We start from the raw sequence: 16,696 nt of genomic DNA, 5'->3' as shown, positions 1-16,696 counted from the left end.
GGCCGGCCCCCCACGTGACTGCGGAGACATGAACACCACCCAGCCCGGCTCCTCCCTGGTGATCGACACCAAGGAGGTCGGTCGGCGACCGGGATCGATGGCGTCCCTGTCCCGCACGATCGAGGCCCCCGCCGATCTCGGCACCGACGTCATCGCGGTGCCCGAGGGCCAGGAGATCGACCTCGACCTCCGGCTCGAGTCGGTCGTCGAGGGCGTGCTCGTCACGGGGACCGGCTCGGCGGTCGCGACCGGGGCCTGCGTCCGGTGCCTGACCGAGGTCCACCCCACGGTGGACATCCGGTTCCAGGAGCTGTTCGTGTGGCCCGACCGCGTCGACCACCACCGCGAGGTGGGGGACGACGAGGACGAGGAGGAGTACCGGATCGAGAACGAGCTCATCGATCTCGAGCCGGTGCTACGGGACACGGTGGTGCCGTCGCTGCCGTTCCAACCGGTGTGCCGGGAGGACTGTCCGGGTCTGTGCTCGCAGTGCGGGGCGCGCCTGGCGGACGATCCGGACCACCAGCACGACGTGATCGACCCGCGGTGGGCAGCGCTCGAGGTGCTCCGCCCGCTGGCCGAGACCGCCGGGGAGTCCCCGGTGGAGACCGACGAAGGAAAGAGGAACTGACGTGGCTGTCCCGAAGCGGAAGATGTCGCGCTCCAACACCCGTTCGCGCCGCGCGAACTGGAAGGCGACGCCGGTCGCGCTGACGACGTGCCCCTCGTGCTCGTCGCCGACGCAGCCCCACGTCGCGTGCCCGACCTGCGGCACGTACAAGGGCCGTCGCTACGAGGTCGCCGAGCGCACCGAGCACCAGGCCTGACCGGACCGGTCGTGGACGACCGATCCGGCAGCAGCCGGCAGCGTCCCGTCGAGGAGTTCTCCACCTACCTCTCCGAGGTGGTCGGAGAGCCCGTCGACGAGGCGCTGCTTCGGCGTGCCCTCACGCACCGCTCGTGGGCGTACGAGAACGGGGGAGTGCCGCACAACGAGCGGCTCGAGTTCCTCGGGGACTCCGTGCTCGGTCTCGTCGTCACCGAGGCGCTCTACCGCGCCCATCCCGACGTGAGCGAGGGTCAGCTGGCCCGGTACCGCGCGTCCGTCGTCAGCACGAAGGCGCTCGCCGAGGTCGGCCGGACGATCGGTCTCGGCGACCACGTGCTGCTCGGCAAGGGCGAGGAGAGCACGGGCGGCCGGGACAAGAGCTCGATCCTCGCCGACACCGTCGAGGCCGTCATCGGGGCGACCTACCTGGCCCAGGGGCCCGACGCGGCGACCCGGCTGGTGCGGCACCTCGTCGACCCGCTGCTCGCGCGGTCGGCGACGCTCGGGGCCGGGCTCGACTGGAAGACGAGCCTGCAGGAGCTGTGCGTCGTCCACTGCCTGCCGTCGCCGCGGTACGAGGGGGAGCACGAGGGCCCCGACCATGCGCGGGTCTTCACCGCGCGCGCCGTCATCGGCGACGAGACCCGCGGCACGGGCACGGGGCGGTCGAAGAAGGTCGCCGAGGCCTGCGCCGCGGAGCAGGCGTACGAGGCGCTGCGGGCGGAGCTCGGGACCGAACGGGCCTGCTGCCCACCCGAGGGCCAGCCCGCCGCGGTCGAGATCGGCACCGAGCCGACCCGGGGCTGAGCCGGTGCCGGAGCTGCCCGAGGTCGAGGTCGTCCGCCGGGGCCTCGCCGACCACGTCGCCGGAAGGCGGGTCAGCGACCTCCAGCTGCGCGGCCACCGCGTCGCGCGCCGTCACCTCGCCGGCCCCGACGATCTCGTCGGTGCGGTCGTCAGTCGGCGGATCGAGCGCGCGTGCCGTCGGGGGAAGTACCTGTGGCTCGACCTCGACGGCGAGCTCGGCCTCGTCGTCCACCTCGGGATGTCGGGCCAGATGCTCGTCGCCGAGCCCGGATCGCCGGACCAGCGCCACCTGCACGCGCGGTTCACCTTCGAGGGCGGCGGGCCGGAGCTGCGGTTCGTCGACCAGCGGACCTTCGGGGGTCTCGCCCTGTCTCCGCTGGGTGCCGACGGGGTGCCCGAGTCCGTCGCCCACATCGCCCGCGACCCCTTCGACCCGGCCTTCGACGCCGCCGCGGTGGCCCGGGCGGCCCAGCGGCGGGAGTCGGCGATCAAGCGGGTCCTCCTCGACCAGCGGCTCGTCTCGGGGATCGGCAACATCTACGCCGACGAGGCGCTGTGGCGGGCCAGCGTGCACGGGGAGCGGCCGGCGTCCCGCCTCACCAAGCCCGCGATCGTGCGGGTGCTCGGGCACGCCCGGGACGTGATGGCGGACTCGTTGGCCCAGGGCGGGACGAGCTTCGATGCGTTGTACGTCAACGTCAACGGCCAGAGCGGTTCAGCAGGCCTCTTTCGAGCTGTCTATGGGCTCGCTGGCCGCCCCTGCAAGCGCTGCGGGACGCCGATCGTGCGGGAGAAGTTCATGAACCGGTCGAGCCACTTCTGCCCCGTCTGCCAGCGAAAACGCTAGTTTGATCGGTTGTTCGCACACCGGCCTCGATCGTGGCACTGCCTTGACACACAGTACGTCAACGTATATCGATCGCTGTCGCCCGGGATGCTGAAAAGCGGGTCACCTTGCTCGTCGGTCAGGCGATGGATCGAGGTCGGCCGAGCCGATTGGCCCGAATGCGCCGAGATCGTGCTTCGTACGCCAGCTCAGGTGCGAACGGTCGGGTGAAGAGCAGCCACGGTCAGCGTCCCAGCCGGGGGAGACGGCCTGCCCGCTCGACCGCTTCGCGGAGCTGCTCCACGGTCGGGGACCCGGCGAGGCCGTCGGGCGTCCGGTACATCCTGCAGGCAAGCCCGACGGGCGCGTCGTGCTCGGCGAACGGGTCCGCGCCGTCGATCAGCACGGTCGGGGATCCGCGGAATCCGAGGCGCTGGGCGTCGTCGAGGGTCTCGATCCGTTGCACGATGAGTGTGGCGTCGGGCCGGTCGCCCACGGCTACGGCCAGCCTGCCGTTCAGGACTGCCCAGTTCGGGCAGCCGTCAAAGTACTGCAATGTGATCTCCATATGCCATGGCCTCAGATCCGGTCGTCAGCGCAGCAGTCGTCAGCGCAGACGGCGTCCGGCCGCTCTCTGGAGGCAGCGACCACTGCAGCATTCTCAGATGAGACTCCGGCTGGGCGCTTGGTGCGCGCGGCGCGCAGACCATTGAGGATGACGACGACCTCCGCGATCTCGTGGACGAGCACCACGGCGGCGAGGCCGAGGACGCCGAACAGGGCGAGCGGGAGCAGTGCGGTGATGATCAGCAGCGAGAGGACGATGTTCTGGTTGATGATGTGCCGTCCGCGCCGTGCGTGGTCGAAGGCGCGCGGCAGCAGCCGCAGGTCGTGCCCGGTGAAGGCGACGTCGGCGGACTCGATCGCTGCGTCGGAGCCGGTCGCGCCCATCGCGATGCCGATGTCCGCGGCGGCCAGCGCCGGGGCGTCGTTGATGCCGTCGCCGATCATCGCGACCGAGCCGTTCCTGCCCAGCCCGCCGATCGCGGTCGCCTTGTCCTCGGGGCGCAGCTCGGCGCGCACGTCCTCGATCCCGGCCTGCGCGGCCAGCGCCCGGGCGGTGCGGGCGTTGTCGCCGGTGAGCATGGTCACCCCGATGCCTCGGTCGGCGAGAGTGCTCACCACCTCGGGGACTTCGGGGCGCAGCTCGTCGCGGACGCCGATCGCGGCGACCGGCGCGCCGTCGCGGTGCACGACGACGACGGTCATTCCCTGCTCCTCCAGGCCCGCGACTCGGTCGGAGAGCGTCCCGGCGTCGAGCCAGCGGGGGCTGCCGACGGTGATCTTGGTCCCGTCGAGGTGGCCCTCGATGCCGTGCCCGGCCCGCTCGGCCACGTCCTCGGCCGCAGGCGCTCCGGGCGAGGCCGCGGTGATCGCGGCGGCCAGCGGGTGGGTGCTGTGCTGCTCCAGCGCCGCGGCCCAGGCCAGCGCCTGCGCGTCGGTGACGCCGTCCGCGGTGAGGACGGCGGTGACGGCGGGCTCGTTGCGGGTCAGGGTGCCGGTCTTGTCGACAGCGACGTGGCGGACCACGCCGAACCGCTCGAACACCGCCCCGGACTTGATGATCACGCCGAACCTGCTCGCCGAGCCGATCGCGGCGACCACGGTGAGCGGCACGGAGATCGCCAGCGCGCACGGCGACGCCGCCACGAGCACCACCAGGGCGCGGGTGATCCACAGCTCCGGGTCGCCGAGCAGCGAGCCGATCAGCGCGACGAGGGCTGCGAGCACGAGCACGCCGGGCACGAGCGGGCGGGCGATGCGGTCGGCGAGGCGGGCGCGGTCGCCCTTCTCGGCCTGCGCCTGCTCCACGAGCTCGACGATCGTGGTCAGCGAGTTGTCGGTGCCCGCCGCGGTCGCCTCGACCTCCAGGGAGCCGGCGGTGTTGATCGCCCCGGCCGACACCGCGTCGCCGGGCTCGACCTCGACCGGGATCGACTCGCCGGTGATCGCGGAGGTGTCCAGGCTGGAGCGACCAGTGCGGACGATCCCGTCGGTCGCGATCCGCTCCCCGGGGCGCACGAGCACGAGCTGCCCGGCCTCCAGGTCCTTCGCCGCGACCTCGACCGAGGCACCGTCTCGTCGGATCGTCGCGGTCTCCGGGACGAGCTTGAGCAGCGCCCGCAGACCGCCGCGGGCGCGGTCCATCGCCTTGTCCTCCAGCGCCTCGGCGATCGAGTACAGGAACGCCAGCGCGGCGGCCTCCTCGACGTAGCCGAGGACCACCGCGCCGACCGCGCTGATCGTCATCAGCAGGCCGATGCCGAGCTTGCGCCTGGTGACGAGGTTCCGCAGCGCGCCGGGCACGAATGTCGACGCGCCCAGCAGCAGGCCGACCCAGAACGCCACCAGAGCGGGAATCTCCTGCCCGGTCCACTCCAGGACCAGGCCGGTGCCGAAGGCGACGCCGGAGAGGACCGGGACCATAATCCCCCGGTGCCTCCACCACGGACGCTCTTCTTCCTCGACCTCTTCGGCCGTCGTGGTCGGCTCGTCGCAGCCGCACGCGGCGCTCACGCGCCGGCTCCCGTCCCGCAGCAGCCCGGCACAGTGCACGCCGAATCCACGCAGGGCGCGTGCTCGTCCACCGCCAGCGTCACGTCGACCAGAGCCGTGAGCGCCGCCGTGAGATGCGGATCGGCGATCTCGTAGCGCGTCTGCCGACCCTCCGGCTCAGCGACCACGATCCCGCAGTCGCGCAGGCAGGTCAGGTGGTTCGAGACGTTTGAGCGCGTCAGCTCCAACTCGCGCGAGAGCACGGCCGGGTAGCTCGGGCCGTCGAGCAGGGTCATCAGGATCCGGGAGCGCGTCGGATCCGCCATGGCCCGGCCGAGCCGGTTCATGACGTCGAGGCGCGAAGCAATAGTCAGCATGCACTGAACTATACAGTCAATGCTGAACTATTGTCGAGTGCAAGGGTCAATGGGGCGGGCGCTGGCCTTCCGTCCTGAGTGGCCCGAGTCAACGAGGCGTCGCGGCCGCGTACGCGTCAAAATCTGACCCGAACTTGTCCCGCAGTGCTCTTTCCTCGGCTCGGATCTGGGTCAGGTCTATCAGGGCGACGAAACCGGCGGCGGGCAGAAGTGCTATCCAGTAGCGGCGGAGGGCCGCGTGGGCGAGAAGAGCAGGCCTGCCATCCCCACATACATCGGGTTGCGAGAGATGCGGAACGTCCCCGCCGTCACTAGCGAAGCCGCGCGATCGACCAACACTGGATCCACGGTCGTGCTGTGGCGTTCCAATGCCGCCGTCGATGCTAGTAGCAGCGCCGCGGACGGGGCTGCCATTGCACAGGCAAGTACCCGTGATGTCCGGGTGGCCCTCGACGCCTTCACGACGCCCGCCTGCGCCGCCGCCGCGCCGAGAGCCAGGAGGAGTGGCGGCACGCGTCTCACGGCTGCTCCTTCGCGCGCCAGGTCGGGACCTCGGCCCCCGGCGTGCCGTCGGCATGGATGGTGATGGTCATAATGCACTGACAGTACAGGATGTGCTGACGTGTCAGTCCTAAGCCATTCGCGTGACCGCTGCGCAGCAGTGGCCGAAGTCCGCTGGCCGAACTGGCGTCCGATGCGGTTGCGGATACGGGTCTACTGTACAGTGGATCCTGACCTATTGGCCGCGATCCGTGTGCCGAGCCGCGACCGTGGAGCCGCAACGGGTCGGCATCGGTGCAGGCCTGGCTACACCGATGGTCGACCGAGACGACCTCGGTGCCCGGACGCCGAACCCCGAAGGACTGATCGATGCCCCGTTCCACCTCCCCGCATCTGGCGCGCCTCGCCGCCGTCGCAGTGCTCGCCTCCGGCATTGCCCTCACAGGCTGCACGACCACCTCACCCGGGGCCGGTTCGGCGCCGGCGAGCAGCCCTGCGAGCGACGCTGATCTCCTCGCCGATCACGGCTTAGCCGGCCTCGATGCAACGCAGATCATCGAGCGGCTGGACGCGATGCCGGTCGAGGACCGCCCGGCCGATCTCATGGCGTCCGTGCGGCCGGACGCCCTCATCCTCACCGATGGGCAGGAGCGCGACTGGCGACTTCCGATGCCCGAGGACGAGGTGTATGTCGCGGTCGCACCCTACCGAGACCAGACGCACGAGTGCTACTTCCACAGCCTGACAACATGCAAGGGTGAGCTCAGTGACACAGAGGTGCGGATCGTGCTGACCAATGCGGATGGGGACGTTCTGATCAATGAGGTCCGTAGGACCTTCGACAACGGCTTCGTCGGAATCTGGGTGCCACGAGGCATTGAAGGAACCCTCACGGTCAAGCATGAAGGCAGTGAAGGCACCGTCGACGTTTCCACCAGGGGCCAGGACGACCCGACCTGCATCACTTCGCTCCATCTGGCCTGAGGACCGCCCGCGACTGGCGGCTCGACCAGCGCTCCCGCCCGGGGTCCCCGCGAAGGTTCGGAACGCGCACGCTACCCATCGGCTGCTGGACGGCTCCGGACGCCTGCCCGCCAAGGCCAAGACCACGGGGCCTCAGGAACGATCGCCGGGCGTGAGTCCGGCGACGAGGTTGAACGCGCCGGTGAGGATGTTGAGCGAGACGACGCCGACGACGTCGGCGATCGCCCGGTCGCTGTGGCCGAGCGCGCGGAGCGCGTCGATCTGCTCGTCGGTGACGGAGGCCGGTTCACGGTAGACCTGCCGGCCGAGCCGGATGATCGCGGCGGTCGGGGGGTCGGACGAGGTGCCCTGACGGGCGAGCTCGATCTCCTCCTCCGCGACGCCGAGGGAGCGCGCGGCCTCGACGTGCGAGGACAGGCACAGGCCGCAGCCCTGCTGCTCCTGGACGGCGATCGAGATCAGCTCGCTGGTCTTCCGGTCGAGCGTGGCGCGGCGCATGGCCCGGCTCAGCTGCAGGTACCCGCCGAGCACGGCCGGCGAGTGGGCCATGGTGGAGACCATGTCGCCCACGGTGCCGTGGCGCTCGACGAGGTCGCCGAGCAGCTCGCGCGACGCGCCGACGGCGGTCTGCGGGCTCAGTCGGTCGAATCGGGGCATGGGTCCCTCCTCCTTCGTGTGCTCGGGTCGTCTTCTCGCCGCGCCGTCAGGAGCGGACGAGCCGGTTGATGGCGTCGCTGGCTTCCTGGATCTTGGCGATGGCCGCGTCCTCGTCGCCTTGCTTGGCGGCGTCGAGGACGCAGTGCTTGAGGTGGTCGTCGAGCAGTCCGGTCGCCACCCCCTGCAGGGCCCGCGTCATAGCGCTGACCTGGGTGAGGATGTCGATGCAGTACTTCTCGTCGTCGATCATCTTGGCGATGCCGCGGGCCTGGCCCTCGATGCGCCTCATGCGCGCCAGGTAGCGGTCCTTGTCGCTGATGTAGCCGTGCTGATGGGCCACAGCGTCGACCTCGGTGGCGGTGTTGTCGGTGGAGGTGCCGAGTGTCATGAGCGTGTCCTTCACTTCTGGCGCTCCAGGACGGAGCGGGTGCTGGCTTGGGGGGTGAGGTCGATGCGACGCAGCAGCTGGGCGTTGAGGGCGACGACGACAGTGGACAGCGACATCAGGATCGCGCCGACCGACATGGGCAGCACGAACCCGAGGGGCGCGAGGACGCCGGCGGCGAGCGGTACGGAGATGAGGTTGTAGCCGGCTGCCCACCACAGGTTCTGCTTCATCTTCCGGTAGGCGGCCCGCGACAGCTGGATGACCGAGAGCACGGAGCGCGGGTCGGAGCTGGCGAGGATGACGCCGGCGGAGGCGATGGCCACGTCGGTGCCGGCCCCGATGGCGATGCCGACGTCGGCCTGGGCCAGCGCCGGGGCGTCGTTGACGCCGTCGCCGACCATGGCGACCTTCTTGCCCTCGTGCTGGAGCTGGGCGACCTTGGCGGACTTGTCCTCGGGGCGGACGCCGGCGAAGACGCGGTCGATGCCGAGCTCCTTTCCGACCTCGTTGGCGACTGCCTCGGCGTCGCCGGTGATCATGACGACCTCGACGCCGAGGCGGTGGAGCGCGTCGACGGCGTCGCGGGACTCTGGGCGGACCTCGTCGGCGAGCTTCAGGCCGCCGATCACTGTCCCGTCGCGCAGGACGTGGAGGATGATCGCGCCCTCGGCGCGCCAGGCGTGGACGGCGTCGATCTCGGACTGCCCGGTCTCCTCGAGCAGGCGGGGTCCGCCGACGCGGATCTCGTGCCCGGCCACGGTCGCGGTGACGCCGACGGCGGGCGAGGAGGAGAACCCGCTGGCGGGCTCGATGGCGAGGCTCTTCTCTTTGGCGGCGGCGACGATGGCCTGGGCGAGGGGGTGCTCGCTGTCGGCCTCGGCGGAGGCGGCCAGGGCGAGGACCTGGTCGGCGTCCAGACCCCCGGTCGGCTCGACGCCGGTGACGGTGGGCTCGCCCCGGGTCAGGGTGCCGGTCTTGTCGAAGAGGACGGCGTCGACCTGGCGCATGGACTCCAGTGCGAGGCGGTCCTTGACCAGGACGCCGCCGCGGGCGGCGCGCTCGGTGGCGATGGAGACGACCAGCGGGATCGCCAGGCCCAGAGCGTGGGGGCAGGCGATGACGAGCACGGTGATGGTGCGGATGACCGCGCCGTCGGGCAGGCCGAAGAGCGTCCACACGGTCGCGGTGACGAGGGCCGCGCCGAGGGCGAACCAGAACAGCAGCGCGGCCGCCTTGTCGGCGATGCGCTGCGCGCGGGAGGACGATCCCTGCGCCTCGGCGACCAGCCGGTTGATCCCGGCCAGCGCGGTGTCGTCGCCGGTGGCGGTGATCTCCACGCGCAGACCGGAGTCGGTGGCCACGGTCCCGGCGGTGACCGGGTCGCCCTCGCCGCGGGCAACCGGGCGCGACTCGCCGGTGATCATCGACTCGTCCATGTCGGCGCGGCCATCGACGACGGTGCCGTCGGCGGGGACGCTGCCGCCGGGGCGGACGATGACGACGTCGCCGACGCGCAGGTCGGCTGGGGCGACCGTGACGACGTCGTCGCCCTCGACGCGCTCGGCCTCGTCGGGCAGGAGCGCGGCCAGGGAGTCCAGCGCAGAGGTGGTCTGGGCCAGGGAGCGCATCTCGATCCAGTGGCCCAGCAGCATGATCACGATCAGCAGCGCCAGCTCCCACCAGAACTCCAGCTCGTGGTGGACGAGACCGATCGTGGCGGCCCAGGAAGCCAGGAACGCGACGGTGATCCCGAGCGCGATCAGCAGCATCATCCCCGGCTGGCGGCTCTTCAGCTCGCTCCAGGCCCCGGTCAGGAACGGCTTCCCGCCCCAGACGTACATGACGGTGCCGAGCACCCCGGCGATCCAGCCCGCCCAGCCGGGCACCGAATAGCCCAGCAGCATGGCGAACATCGGCGAGAACGCGACCACGGGGATTGCGATGACGAGGTTGATCCAGAACAGCCGGCGGAACTGGCCGACATGGTCGCCATGGCCAGCGTGCCCGCCATGGCCACCGTGTTCATCGTGCGCCGCATGGTCGCCATGCTCGGTGTGGTCCACGCCGTGGCCCTCGTGCGCCGCATGCGCGTCGTTGGCCGTCGCAACGGCGTCGTGCCCGCTGTGCGCGGTCTCGTCGGCGACGTCGCCGTGGTGATCATGGTGCGCGGTCGGATCCGTCATTGCTCTTCGCTTCCCCTCGTTCTCCCCGGTCTTTTCCCTTCGATCGGGTCGTGCGTGTCTCGCCGCGGACCCTGGAGGGCCCGCGGCGTCCGGCTCAAGAGGCCGGTTGGATCTCGCTCTCGACGACCCACTTGTGGTTGGTCATCGTCATGCCGTCGGCCTCGTAGTCGACCATGTAGACGGTCTGGTCGGTGGAGGAGGCGATGGTCGCCTTCGCGCCCTTCATGCCCTTCATGTGCTCGGCCTCCAGGGTGACCTCGGTGCCGTCGGCCAGGCGCTGGTCGCCGGCGTCTTTGAGCTCCTCCTGCACGACCCACTTGTGGTCCTTGACCGGCTCGCCGCCGGTCGTCGGCGTGAAGTTCACCGCGTAGGTGTAAGTGTCGAAAGCGCCGACGATTGTCGCGTTCGCCCCGTCCATTCCCTCCATGTGGTCGGCGGTGAGCGTGACCTTCGTGCCGACCGGGTACTTGGGGGAGGTGGCCTTCTCGATGCCGGCGGGAGCAGGTCCGCCGTCCATCGGGTGCTCCATCTCGCCGCCGCTGCCGGTCGAGCTGCTGCCTCCGTGGCCCTGGTGCTGACTGCTCGACGAGGGCGTGGACTGGTCCTGGTCCCCGCCGGTGCTGCACCCGGTGAGCACGAGTGCTCCGCCGAGCACTCCTGCAGCGATGGTCATCATGAAGCGCTTGCGCATAAAGTCTCCTATTCATTCAGTCTTGCCCCATCAACCATATACCCCTGTGGGGTACGGGTCAATTGGGCGATCGGTGGTCCTCGGGCCAGGACGCTCCGATCGAACAGGCCGGGGGGCCGCAGCGGTGATGCCGCTGCCACCGGCGCATCGAAGGGTCAGGCCATGTTGGCGGCGTACTTGGCCGGGTCGGAGTCGAAGGTCGGACCGCAGCCGGCGCAGCAGAGCCAGTAGCGCTGCCCGTCGTAGTCGCGGAAGAGGCCCTGGGCCTCGGCGGCCTTCTTGCTGACCGGGTTGCCGACCATGACGGGGCAGGTCGTGGCGTCCTCGCTGCCGGCGAGGAGGTCTTCGCGGCCGTCTGCATCGACCATGGGGCGCTCTGCGTCGGTCGTGCCGCAGCAGCCGGAGCCGGCGACGGCCGGTGCCTCGGCGGCGGGTGCCTGCTGTGCGGGGGAGATGCTGCAGCAGCTGGCGGGTGCCTGGGATTCGTTGTTCATTCTCAGTGGATGCCTTTCATGTATCGGTACGGTGGATGGTTTGGTCCTGTGGCGTCACTGCTTGGCGACGCTGCGGAACCCGCGCAGGCGGAGGCTGTTGCCGACGACGAAGACGGACGAGAACGCCATCGCCGCGCCTGCGAGCATGGGGTTGAGCATGCCCAGCGCCGCGACCGGGATGGCCGCGACGTTGTAGGCGAAGGCCCAGAAAAGGTTTCCCTTGATCGTGCCCAAAGTCCTGCGGGAAAGGCGGATCGCGTCGACCGCGGCCAGCAGGTCCCCGCGCACCAGTGTGATGTCTGAGGCCTCGATGGCGACGTCGGTGCCGGTGCCCATCGCCAGGCCGAGGTCGGCCTGCGCGAGCACGGGGGCGTCGTTGACGCCGTCGCCGACCATCGCGACGACCTTGCCCTCGCCCTGCAGGCGGGTGACCACGTCGACCTTGTCCTTGGGCAGGACCTCGGCGATCACCTGGTCGATGCCGACCTCGGCGGCGATCCGCTGGGCCACGGCCTCGTTGTCGCCAGTGAGCAGCACCGGGGTCAAGCCCAGGCCCTTCAGGCCTGCGATGGCTTCGGCGCTGGTGGGCTTGACCGTGTCGGCCACGACGAGGATCCCGCGGGCCTGGCCGTCCCAGCCGACGGCGACGACGGTCTTGCCCTCGGCCTCGGCGGCGGCCTTGGCGGCGGCGACGTCCGGGAAGAGGTGCTGGGACCAGTCGGCCAGCAGGGACTCCCGGCCAACGAGCACGGCGTGGCCGTCGACGACGCCCTGGACACCCTTGCCCTCGACGTTGACGAAGTCCTCGGGCGTGGGCAGCTGGCCGACCTCCTGGACCGCGCCCTTGGCGATGGCCTGGGCGATGGGGTGCTCGGAGGCGTCCTCCAATGCGCCGGCGAGGCGGAGCAGCTCGGCGCGGTCGGTGCCGGGTTCGGTGATCGCGTCGACCAGGGTCATCTTGCCGGTGGTCACGGTGCCGGTCTTGTCGAGCACGACGGTGTCGACCTTGCGGGTGGACTCCAGGACCTCGGGGCCCTTGATGAGCACGCCCATCTGCGCGCCGCGGCCGGTGCCGACCAGCAGCGCGGTCGGAGTGGCCAGGCCGAGGGCGCAGGGGCAGGCGATGACGAGGACCGCGACGGCGGCGGTGAACGCGGCCGCGACGCCGGATCCGGATATCAGCCACGCTGCGAGCGCGACGAGGGCGATGACGATCACGATCGGCACGAAGATGCCGGAGATCCGATCGGCCAGGCGCTGGACCTGCGCCTTGCCGGACTGGGCGTCCTCCACCAGCTTGGCCATCTGCGCCAGCTGGGTGTCCGAGCCGACCCGGGTCGCACGGACCACCAGCCTGCCGCCCGCGTTGACGGTCGCGCCGGTGACCGGGTCACCCTCGCGGACCTCCACGGGCACGGACTCGCCCGTGAGCATCGAGGCGTCCACGGCGGAGGTGCCGGAGACGACCACGCCGTCGGTGGCGATCTTCTCGCCGGGGCGGACGACGAACTCGTCGCCCACGGACAGGTCGGAGGTCGAGATCTTGACCTCGGCCCCGTCGCGCAGCACGGAGACCTCCTTCGCGCCGAGCTCGAGCAGTGCCCGCAGCGCGGCTCCGGCCTGGCGCTTGGAGCGCTTCTCGAAGTAGCGGCCGGCGAGGATGAACATGGTCACGCCCGCGGCGGCCTCGAGGTAGATGTTGCCCGCGCCGTCGGAGCGGGCCAAGGCGAACTCGAACGGGTGCTTCATGCCCGGCATACCGGCGTGGCCGAAGAACAGCGCGTACAGCGACCACAGGAACGCCGCCGAGGTACCCATCGAGACGAGCGTGTCCATCGTGGCGGTGCCGTGCTTGAGGTTGGTCCACGCGGCCTTGTGGAATGGCCAGCCCGCCCAGACGATCACCGGCGCGGCCAGCGTGAGGGAGGCCCACTGCCAGTAGGTGAACTGCAGCGCGGGGATCATCGCCATCGCGATCACCGGGACGGTGAGCACGATCGACCCGATCAGCCGCTGCTTGAGCGAGGTCAGCTCCGGATCTGCGTCCTCGTTCTCGCCCGGGGCCGCCTCGGCGGTCTTGGAGCTCGGGGGCTTGGGCAGGGCGGCGGTGTAGCCGGTCTTCTCGACCTCGGCGACCAGCAGGGCCGGGTCGTAGCCTGCGGGCATCGTGACCTTGGCCTTCTCGGTCGCGTAGTTGACGGCGGCGGTGACGCCGTCGAGCTTGTTGAGCTTGCGCTCGATCCGGTTCGCGCAGGAGGCGCAGGTCATCCCGCCGATCTCCAGCTCGATGCCGGCGTCCGCGCTGAGCGGCGCTGGTGCACTCATTCTTCGATCCCTTCTCTGGGCTGTGCGGCGTCCGGTTCCTGCGCAGGGCAGTCTTCTCCGCTTGCGATCAGTCGTGCGCGCTCAGCCCCCGTCGCCGTCGAGGTCGACGGGGAGTCTGAGCAGCGCTGGTGGCGTCGTCAGGCGCGCACGGCGGTGTAGCCGGCCTCCTCGACGGCGGCCAGGACCTTGGCATCGTCGAGGTCCCCCTCGGCGGTGACGACGAGCTTGCCGGTCTGCGCGCTGACCTCGACGTCGGTGACTCCGGGGACCTCGCTGACCTCCTCGCGAACCGACATCTCGCAGTGCCCGCAGGTCATGCCCGTCACCTGGTACTCGTTCGCAGCCATCGGATATCCTCCTCGTTCTCGGTACCCCGGGTGGGTACCTGTACGGGAGCAACCGTATACCCCCATCGGGTATTCCCGCAAGGCGGGCCGGGCTGATCGCCGAATCGGCCGCCGTGCTGAAGGGATACTCCACCGGGGTATGCTGGTGGTGTGCAGACCGCGACCGACGACCCCCGCCGCAGCCGGCACTGGCTGCAGCTGGCCGTCCTCGTCGCGCTGCTGATCGCCGGGCTCCTCGGCATGCACGCGCTGGTCGGCGGGCCCATGCCCGCGACTGCCTCCATCGCCTCCTCGGGCCACGCGTCCCCGGCATCACCCGCCGCCGCGGCCCAGGCGACCGCCGCCCCCGCGTCGGCGACGTACGGAGCGCACGGCATGGTCCACGGCTCCGGCGGCTGCGCCGACGCCATGAACGGCAGTGGCGGCTCCACCTGCGTCTCCGTGCCGACCGGCAAGGACCTTCCGGCCCTGCCGGTCCCGCCCGCCGCCAGCCTGCCCTACCCGGATCTTGCCGCAGCCACGCCGACCCCGCCGTCGCAGACGCCCCGCCGGTTCGCGCTGTCGCACCTGGAGCTGTCGATCCAACGAACGTGAGCAGCCGGGAGCGCCGACGCGGCGCTCCTCCGACCTCCTCGGCGGGGTCCCCGGCCCTGCCCCGCACCTGCGATGCCATCGCGCTCCAACGGCGCTGGCCCTCCTTCGAGGGCCGTCGCCGCCCCGCGTCTCCGATCAACCGTGATCGTCGAGCGCGCCGGCTCGATGCCGTGGCACCGCTCACCATCGACACAGAAGGACATCACCCATGCACTCCACCCTGAACCGCCGCCAGTTCCTGACCGCCGGCGCACTGACCCTCACCGCCGCCGGCCTCGCCGGCTGCAGCTCCAGGTCCGGCTCCGCCACCAATACGACCTCATTCGTCAAGCCCGGCAGCGCCGCCGTCACCGCGGCCGAGGCAAAACGCCGCCGCACCGGGACCGTCGTGCAGCGCACGCTGACCGCCGAACCGGTCACCCTCGACCTCGGCGGGAAGACCGCCAAGACCTGGGCCTACCGCGGAGCATCGGCGACCGAGCCACTGCGCGGCAACGTCGGCGACACCCTGAAAGTGGCGCTGACCAACGACCTGCCCGACCCGACCAGCGTGCACTGGCACGGCCTCGCGCTGCGCAACGACATGGACGGCGTCCCGAACCTCACCCAGAAGCCCGTCCAGCCCGGCGGCTCGTTCGCCTACGAGTTCACCCTCCCCGAGCCGGGCACGTTCTGGTTCCACCCCCACGTCGGCACCCAGCTCGACCGCGGCCTGTACGCGCCGCTGATCATCGACGACCCGAACGAGAAGGCCGACTACGACAAGGAGTGGGTCATCGTCCTGGACGACTGGCTCGACGGCGTGACCGCGACGCCCGACCAGGTCCTCGCCGAACTCGAGAAGGGCATGATCGACCACGGCGGCATGGACATGGGGCCGATGCGGATGGGCAACACCCTCATGGGCGCAAGCTCGCCGCTGCTCGGCGGCGACGCCGGTGACGTCTACTACCCCCTCTACCTGATCAACGGCAAGCCCGCCAACGACCCGCAGACCTTCACCGCCAAGCCCGGGGAGAGGATCAGGCTGAGGATCATCAACGCCGGCGGCGACACCGCCTTCCGATTCGGCGTCGCCGAGCACCAGCTGACGATCACCCACACCGACGGCTTCCCCGTCGAGCCCTCGAAGGCCGAGAGCGTCGTGCTCGGCATGGGGGAGCGCTACGACGCGGTCATCACCGCCGGCGACGGCGCGTTCGCCGTCATCGCCGAGGCCCTCGGCAAGCAGGACCAGGCCCTCGCCGTCCTGCGCACCGGATCCGGCACCGCACCGACCAAGAAGACGACGCTCCCGCCGACCAAGACCCCCGCCACCGCCTCCGACCTCAGGGCAGCGAGCGCGGTCGGGCTGCCCCAGCGCGCCGTCGACCGGACCCTCGTGCTCGAGCTGACCGGGGGCATGGAGAAGTACGACTGGGCGATCAACGGCAAGCGCATGGACATGGACCGGCCGATGCGCGACGCCCTCGGCATCAAGCAGGGCGAGCGGGTCGCCCTGGAGTTCAAGAACTCGACCACGATGTGGCACCCCATGCACCTGCACGGGCACACCTACCAGCTCCCCGGCGGCGGGCCGCGCAAGGACACTGCGATCGTCCTGCCCGGCAAGGCGCTGCGCGTCGAGTTCGACGCCGACAACCCCGGCCGCTGGCTCACGCACTGCCACAACGTCTACCACGGCGAGGCGGGGATGATGACGACGATCGCCTACCAGGAGAACTGACCGGCTGGCCACGCGCGGCCGCGCAACCCAGCCGGGATGCGTGGCCGCGCATCTCGTCCCGAGGCTCCGACGCCAAACCCGGGCTCCCGGGCCGGCGTCCCGAACAGCGCGCGACATGTTAACGCGATCCTCGCCGGCTGCCCATCAGCCGAATCCACGGCCCCGCCGGCTCGCTGCCTCATCCACGTCGGCAACGTGACTGCGTTCGTCATGAACACGGTGCGCCGCAGCCCGGGGCAGATGCCCAGCTGACGCGGCATGCTTCGACTGCCGCGCGGGCTGCGCATGCTAAATGGAGAACGTCGCCGCTGCGGCGCTCGACGAATGAGTGCCAGAATCGCAGACCGGGGTAACGGGCCACAGCAGCCTGCGCCGATCAAGGAGAGCGGCTGGTCCGCGGCCAGGCGCTCT

At 70.7% G+C, this 16,696-nt stretch carries 18 protein-coding genes; 7 read left to right on the top strand and 11 right to left on the bottom strand.

Translation table 11 applies throughout. The features are described from left to right. Nucleotides 1–28 precede the first annotated feature (28 nt). Genes DAA34_RS11615 through mutM form a run of 4 tightly spaced genes read left to right on the top strand, consistent with a single transcriptional unit; the run spans nucleotide 29 to nucleotide 2,483 of the window. Entirely contained in the window at nucleotides 29–631 is a 603-nt protein-coding gene (locus DAA34_RS11615; RefSeq protein WP_106819499.1) for a YceD family protein, read from the top strand. A 1-nt stretch (nucleotide 632) separates the two neighbouring features. Continuing rightward, nucleotides 633–827 carry a 50S ribosomal protein L32 gene (gene rpmF / locus DAA34_RS11610; protein WP_106819497.1) on the top strand — a complete coding sequence of 65 codons (195 nt, stop codon included), beginning with the start codon at nucleotides 633–635 and terminating at the stop codon, nucleotides 825–827. Nucleotides 828–838: 11 nt separating this feature from the next. Beyond that, a complete protein-coding gene (gene rnc / locus DAA34_RS11605) occupies nucleotides 839–1,636 on the top strand; it encodes a ribonuclease III (protein WP_106819495.1) in 798 nt (265 codons plus the stop codon). 4 nt (nucleotides 1,637–1,640) lie between these two features. After that, nucleotides 1,641–2,483, top strand: coding sequence for a bifunctional DNA-formamidopyrimidine glycosylase/DNA-(apurinic or apyrimidinic site) lyase (mutM, locus tag DAA34_RS11600; protein ID WP_106819493.1), 843 nt, complete (start codon nucleotides 1,641–1,643; stop codon nucleotides 2,481–2,483). Nucleotides 2,484–2,706: 223 nt separating this feature from the next. On the opposite strand, the gene DAA34_RS11595 is transcribed toward mutM, so the two are convergent. From DAA34_RS11595 to DAA34_RS12770, 4 genes are all read right to left on the bottom strand, one after another. Further along, on the bottom strand, nucleotides 2,707–3,030 hold the full coding sequence (locus DAA34_RS11595) for a thioredoxin family protein (protein WP_106819491.1): 324 nt from the start codon (nucleotides 3,028–3,030) through the stop codon (nucleotides 2,707–2,709). Between the two features lie 11 nt (nucleotides 3,031–3,041). Beyond that, entirely contained in the window at nucleotides 3,042–5,039 is a 1,998-nt protein-coding gene (locus DAA34_RS11590) for a heavy metal translocating P-type ATPase (protein WP_234354229.1), read from the bottom strand. After that, the gene (gene cmtR / locus DAA34_RS11585; RefSeq protein ID WP_106819490.1) at nucleotides 5,036–5,395 is read right to left on the bottom strand and encodes a Cd(II)/Pb(II)-sensing metalloregulatory transcriptional regulator CmtR; all 360 of its coding nucleotides are present in this window, start codon (nucleotides 5,393–5,395) and stop codon (nucleotides 5,036–5,038) included. Before cmtR ends, DAA34_RS11590 begins: the two co-directional genes overlap by 4 nt. Nucleotides 5,396–5,608: 213 nt before the next feature. Beyond that, nucleotides 5,609–5,857: a methyltransferase gene (locus DAA34_RS12770; protein ID WP_407657039.1), complete on the bottom strand. Its 249-nt coding sequence runs from the start codon at nucleotides 5,855–5,857 to the stop codon at nucleotides 5,609–5,611. A 408-nt stretch (nucleotides 5,858–6,265) separates the two neighbouring features. Here DAA34_RS12770 and DAA34_RS11575 point away from each other — a divergent pair, with 408 nt between their 5' ends. Further along, a complete protein-coding gene (locus tag DAA34_RS11575) occupies nucleotides 6,266–6,880 on the top strand; it encodes a CueP family metal-binding protein (RefSeq protein WP_106819487.1) in 615 nt (204 codons plus the stop codon). A 132-nt stretch (nucleotides 6,881–7,012) separates the two neighbouring features. Here DAA34_RS11575 and DAA34_RS11570 read toward each other — a convergent pair whose 3' ends face one another. The 7 genes from DAA34_RS11570 to DAA34_RS11540 form a co-directional block, all read right to left on the bottom strand. Further along, nucleotides 7,013–7,537 carry a carboxymuconolactone decarboxylase family protein gene (locus tag DAA34_RS11570; protein WP_106819485.1) on the bottom strand — a complete coding sequence of 175 codons (525 nt, stop codon included), beginning with the start codon at nucleotides 7,535–7,537 and terminating at the stop codon, nucleotides 7,013–7,015. Nucleotides 7,538–7,583: 46 nt separating this feature from the next. After that, nucleotides 7,584–7,925, bottom strand: coding sequence for a metal-sensitive transcriptional regulator (locus DAA34_RS11565; protein ID WP_267894617.1), 342 nt, complete (start codon nucleotides 7,923–7,925; stop codon nucleotides 7,584–7,586). An 11-nt stretch (nucleotides 7,926–7,936) separates the two neighbouring features. Continuing rightward, nucleotides 7,937–10,108: a heavy metal translocating P-type ATPase gene (locus DAA34_RS11560; RefSeq protein WP_106819481.1), complete on the bottom strand. Its 2,172-nt coding sequence runs from the start codon at nucleotides 10,106–10,108 to the stop codon at nucleotides 7,937–7,939. 94 nt (nucleotides 10,109–10,202) lie between these two features. Beyond that, the gene (locus DAA34_RS11555) at nucleotides 10,203–10,799 is read right to left on the bottom strand and encodes a YdhK family protein (RefSeq protein ID WP_106819479.1); all 597 of its coding nucleotides are present in this window, start codon (nucleotides 10,797–10,799) and stop codon (nucleotides 10,203–10,205) included. 155 nt (nucleotides 10,800–10,954) lie between these two features. Continuing rightward, nucleotides 10,955–11,293: a hypothetical protein gene (locus DAA34_RS11550; protein WP_106819477.1), complete on the bottom strand. Its 339-nt coding sequence runs from the start codon at nucleotides 11,291–11,293 to the stop codon at nucleotides 10,955–10,957. A 54-nt stretch (nucleotides 11,294–11,347) separates the two neighbouring features. Next, the gene (locus DAA34_RS11545; protein WP_106819475.1) at nucleotides 11,348–13,618 is read right to left on the bottom strand and encodes a heavy metal translocating P-type ATPase; all 2,271 of its coding nucleotides are present in this window, start codon (nucleotides 13,616–13,618) and stop codon (nucleotides 11,348–11,350) included. Nucleotides 13,619–13,755: 137 nt separating this feature from the next. Then, complete coding sequence (locus tag DAA34_RS11540) at nucleotides 13,756–13,965, bottom strand: heavy-metal-associated domain-containing protein (RefSeq protein WP_106819473.1); 210 nt, start codon at nucleotides 13,963–13,965, stop codon at nucleotides 13,756–13,758. Nucleotides 13,966–14,115: 150 nt separating this feature from the next. Between DAA34_RS11540 and DAA34_RS12195 the strand changes: the two genes are divergently transcribed. Both DAA34_RS12195 and DAA34_RS11530 read left to right on the top strand, forming a co-directional pair. Continuing rightward, the gene (locus DAA34_RS12195) at nucleotides 14,116–14,559 is read left to right on the top strand and encodes a DUF6153 family protein (protein ID WP_158707724.1); all 444 of its coding nucleotides are present in this window, start codon (nucleotides 14,116–14,118) and stop codon (nucleotides 14,557–14,559) included. Between the two features lie 208 nt (nucleotides 14,560–14,767). Then, complete coding sequence (locus tag DAA34_RS11530; protein WP_106819471.1) at nucleotides 14,768–16,285, top strand: multicopper oxidase family protein; 1,518 nt, start codon at nucleotides 14,768–14,770, stop codon at nucleotides 16,283–16,285. The last annotated feature ends 411 nt before the right edge of the window (nucleotides 16,286–16,696 follow it).

The sequence above is a fragment of the Janibacter massiliensis genome, from assembly GCF_900289115.1.
In the GTDB taxonomy this organism is placed as follows: domain Bacteria; phylum Actinomycetota; class Actinomycetes; order Actinomycetales; family Dermatophilaceae; genus Janibacter_A; species Janibacter_A massiliensis.
The sequence above is the reverse complement of the archived record's forward strand: the minus strand, read 5'-3'. Positions and strand labels throughout refer to the sequence as shown.

Bases quoted from the DNA above. Each gene is read 5' to 3' on its own strand.
- DAA34_RS11615 (WP_106819499.1), top strand. From the start codon at position 29: ATGAACACCACCCAGCCCGGCTCCTCCCTGGTGATCGACACCAAGGAG.
- DAA34_RS11595 (WP_106819491.1), bottom strand. From the start codon at position 3,030: ATGGAGATCACATTGCAGTACTTTGACGGCTGCCCGAACTGGGCAGTC.
- cmtR (WP_106819490.1), bottom strand. From the start codon at position 5,395: ATGCTGACTATTGCTTCGCGCCTCGACGTCATGAACCGGCTCGGCCGG.
- DAA34_RS11575 (WP_106819487.1), top strand. From the start codon at position 6,266: ATGCCCCGTTCCACCTCCCCGCATCTGGCGCGCCTCGCCGCCGTCGCA.
- DAA34_RS11570 (WP_106819485.1), bottom strand. From the start codon at position 7,537: ATGCCCCGATTCGACCGACTGAGCCCGCAGACCGCCGTCGGCGCGTCG.
- DAA34_RS11565 (WP_267894617.1), bottom strand. From the start codon at position 7,925: ATGACACTCGGCACCTCCACCGACAACACCGCCACCGAGGTCGACGCT.
- DAA34_RS11560 (WP_106819481.1), bottom strand. From the start codon at position 10,108: ATGACGGATCCGACCGCGCACCATGATCACCACGGCGACGTCGCCGAC.
- DAA34_RS11555 (WP_106819479.1), bottom strand. From the start codon at position 10,799: ATGCGCAAGCGCTTCATGATGACCATCGCTGCAGGAGTGCTCGGCGGA.
- DAA34_RS11550 (WP_106819477.1), bottom strand. From the start codon at position 11,293: ATGAACAACGAATCCCAGGCACCCGCCAGCTGCTGCAGCATCTCCCCC.
- DAA34_RS11545 (WP_106819475.1), bottom strand. From the start codon at position 13,618: ATGAGTGCACCAGCGCCGCTCAGCGCGGACGCCGGCATCGAGCTGGAG.
- DAA34_RS11540 (WP_106819473.1), bottom strand. From the start codon at position 13,965: ATGGCTGCGAACGAGTACCAGGTGACGGGCATGACCTGCGGGCACTGC.
- DAA34_RS11530 (WP_106819471.1), top strand. From the start codon at position 14,768: ATGCACTCCACCCTGAACCGCCGCCAGTTCCTGACCGCCGGCGCACTG.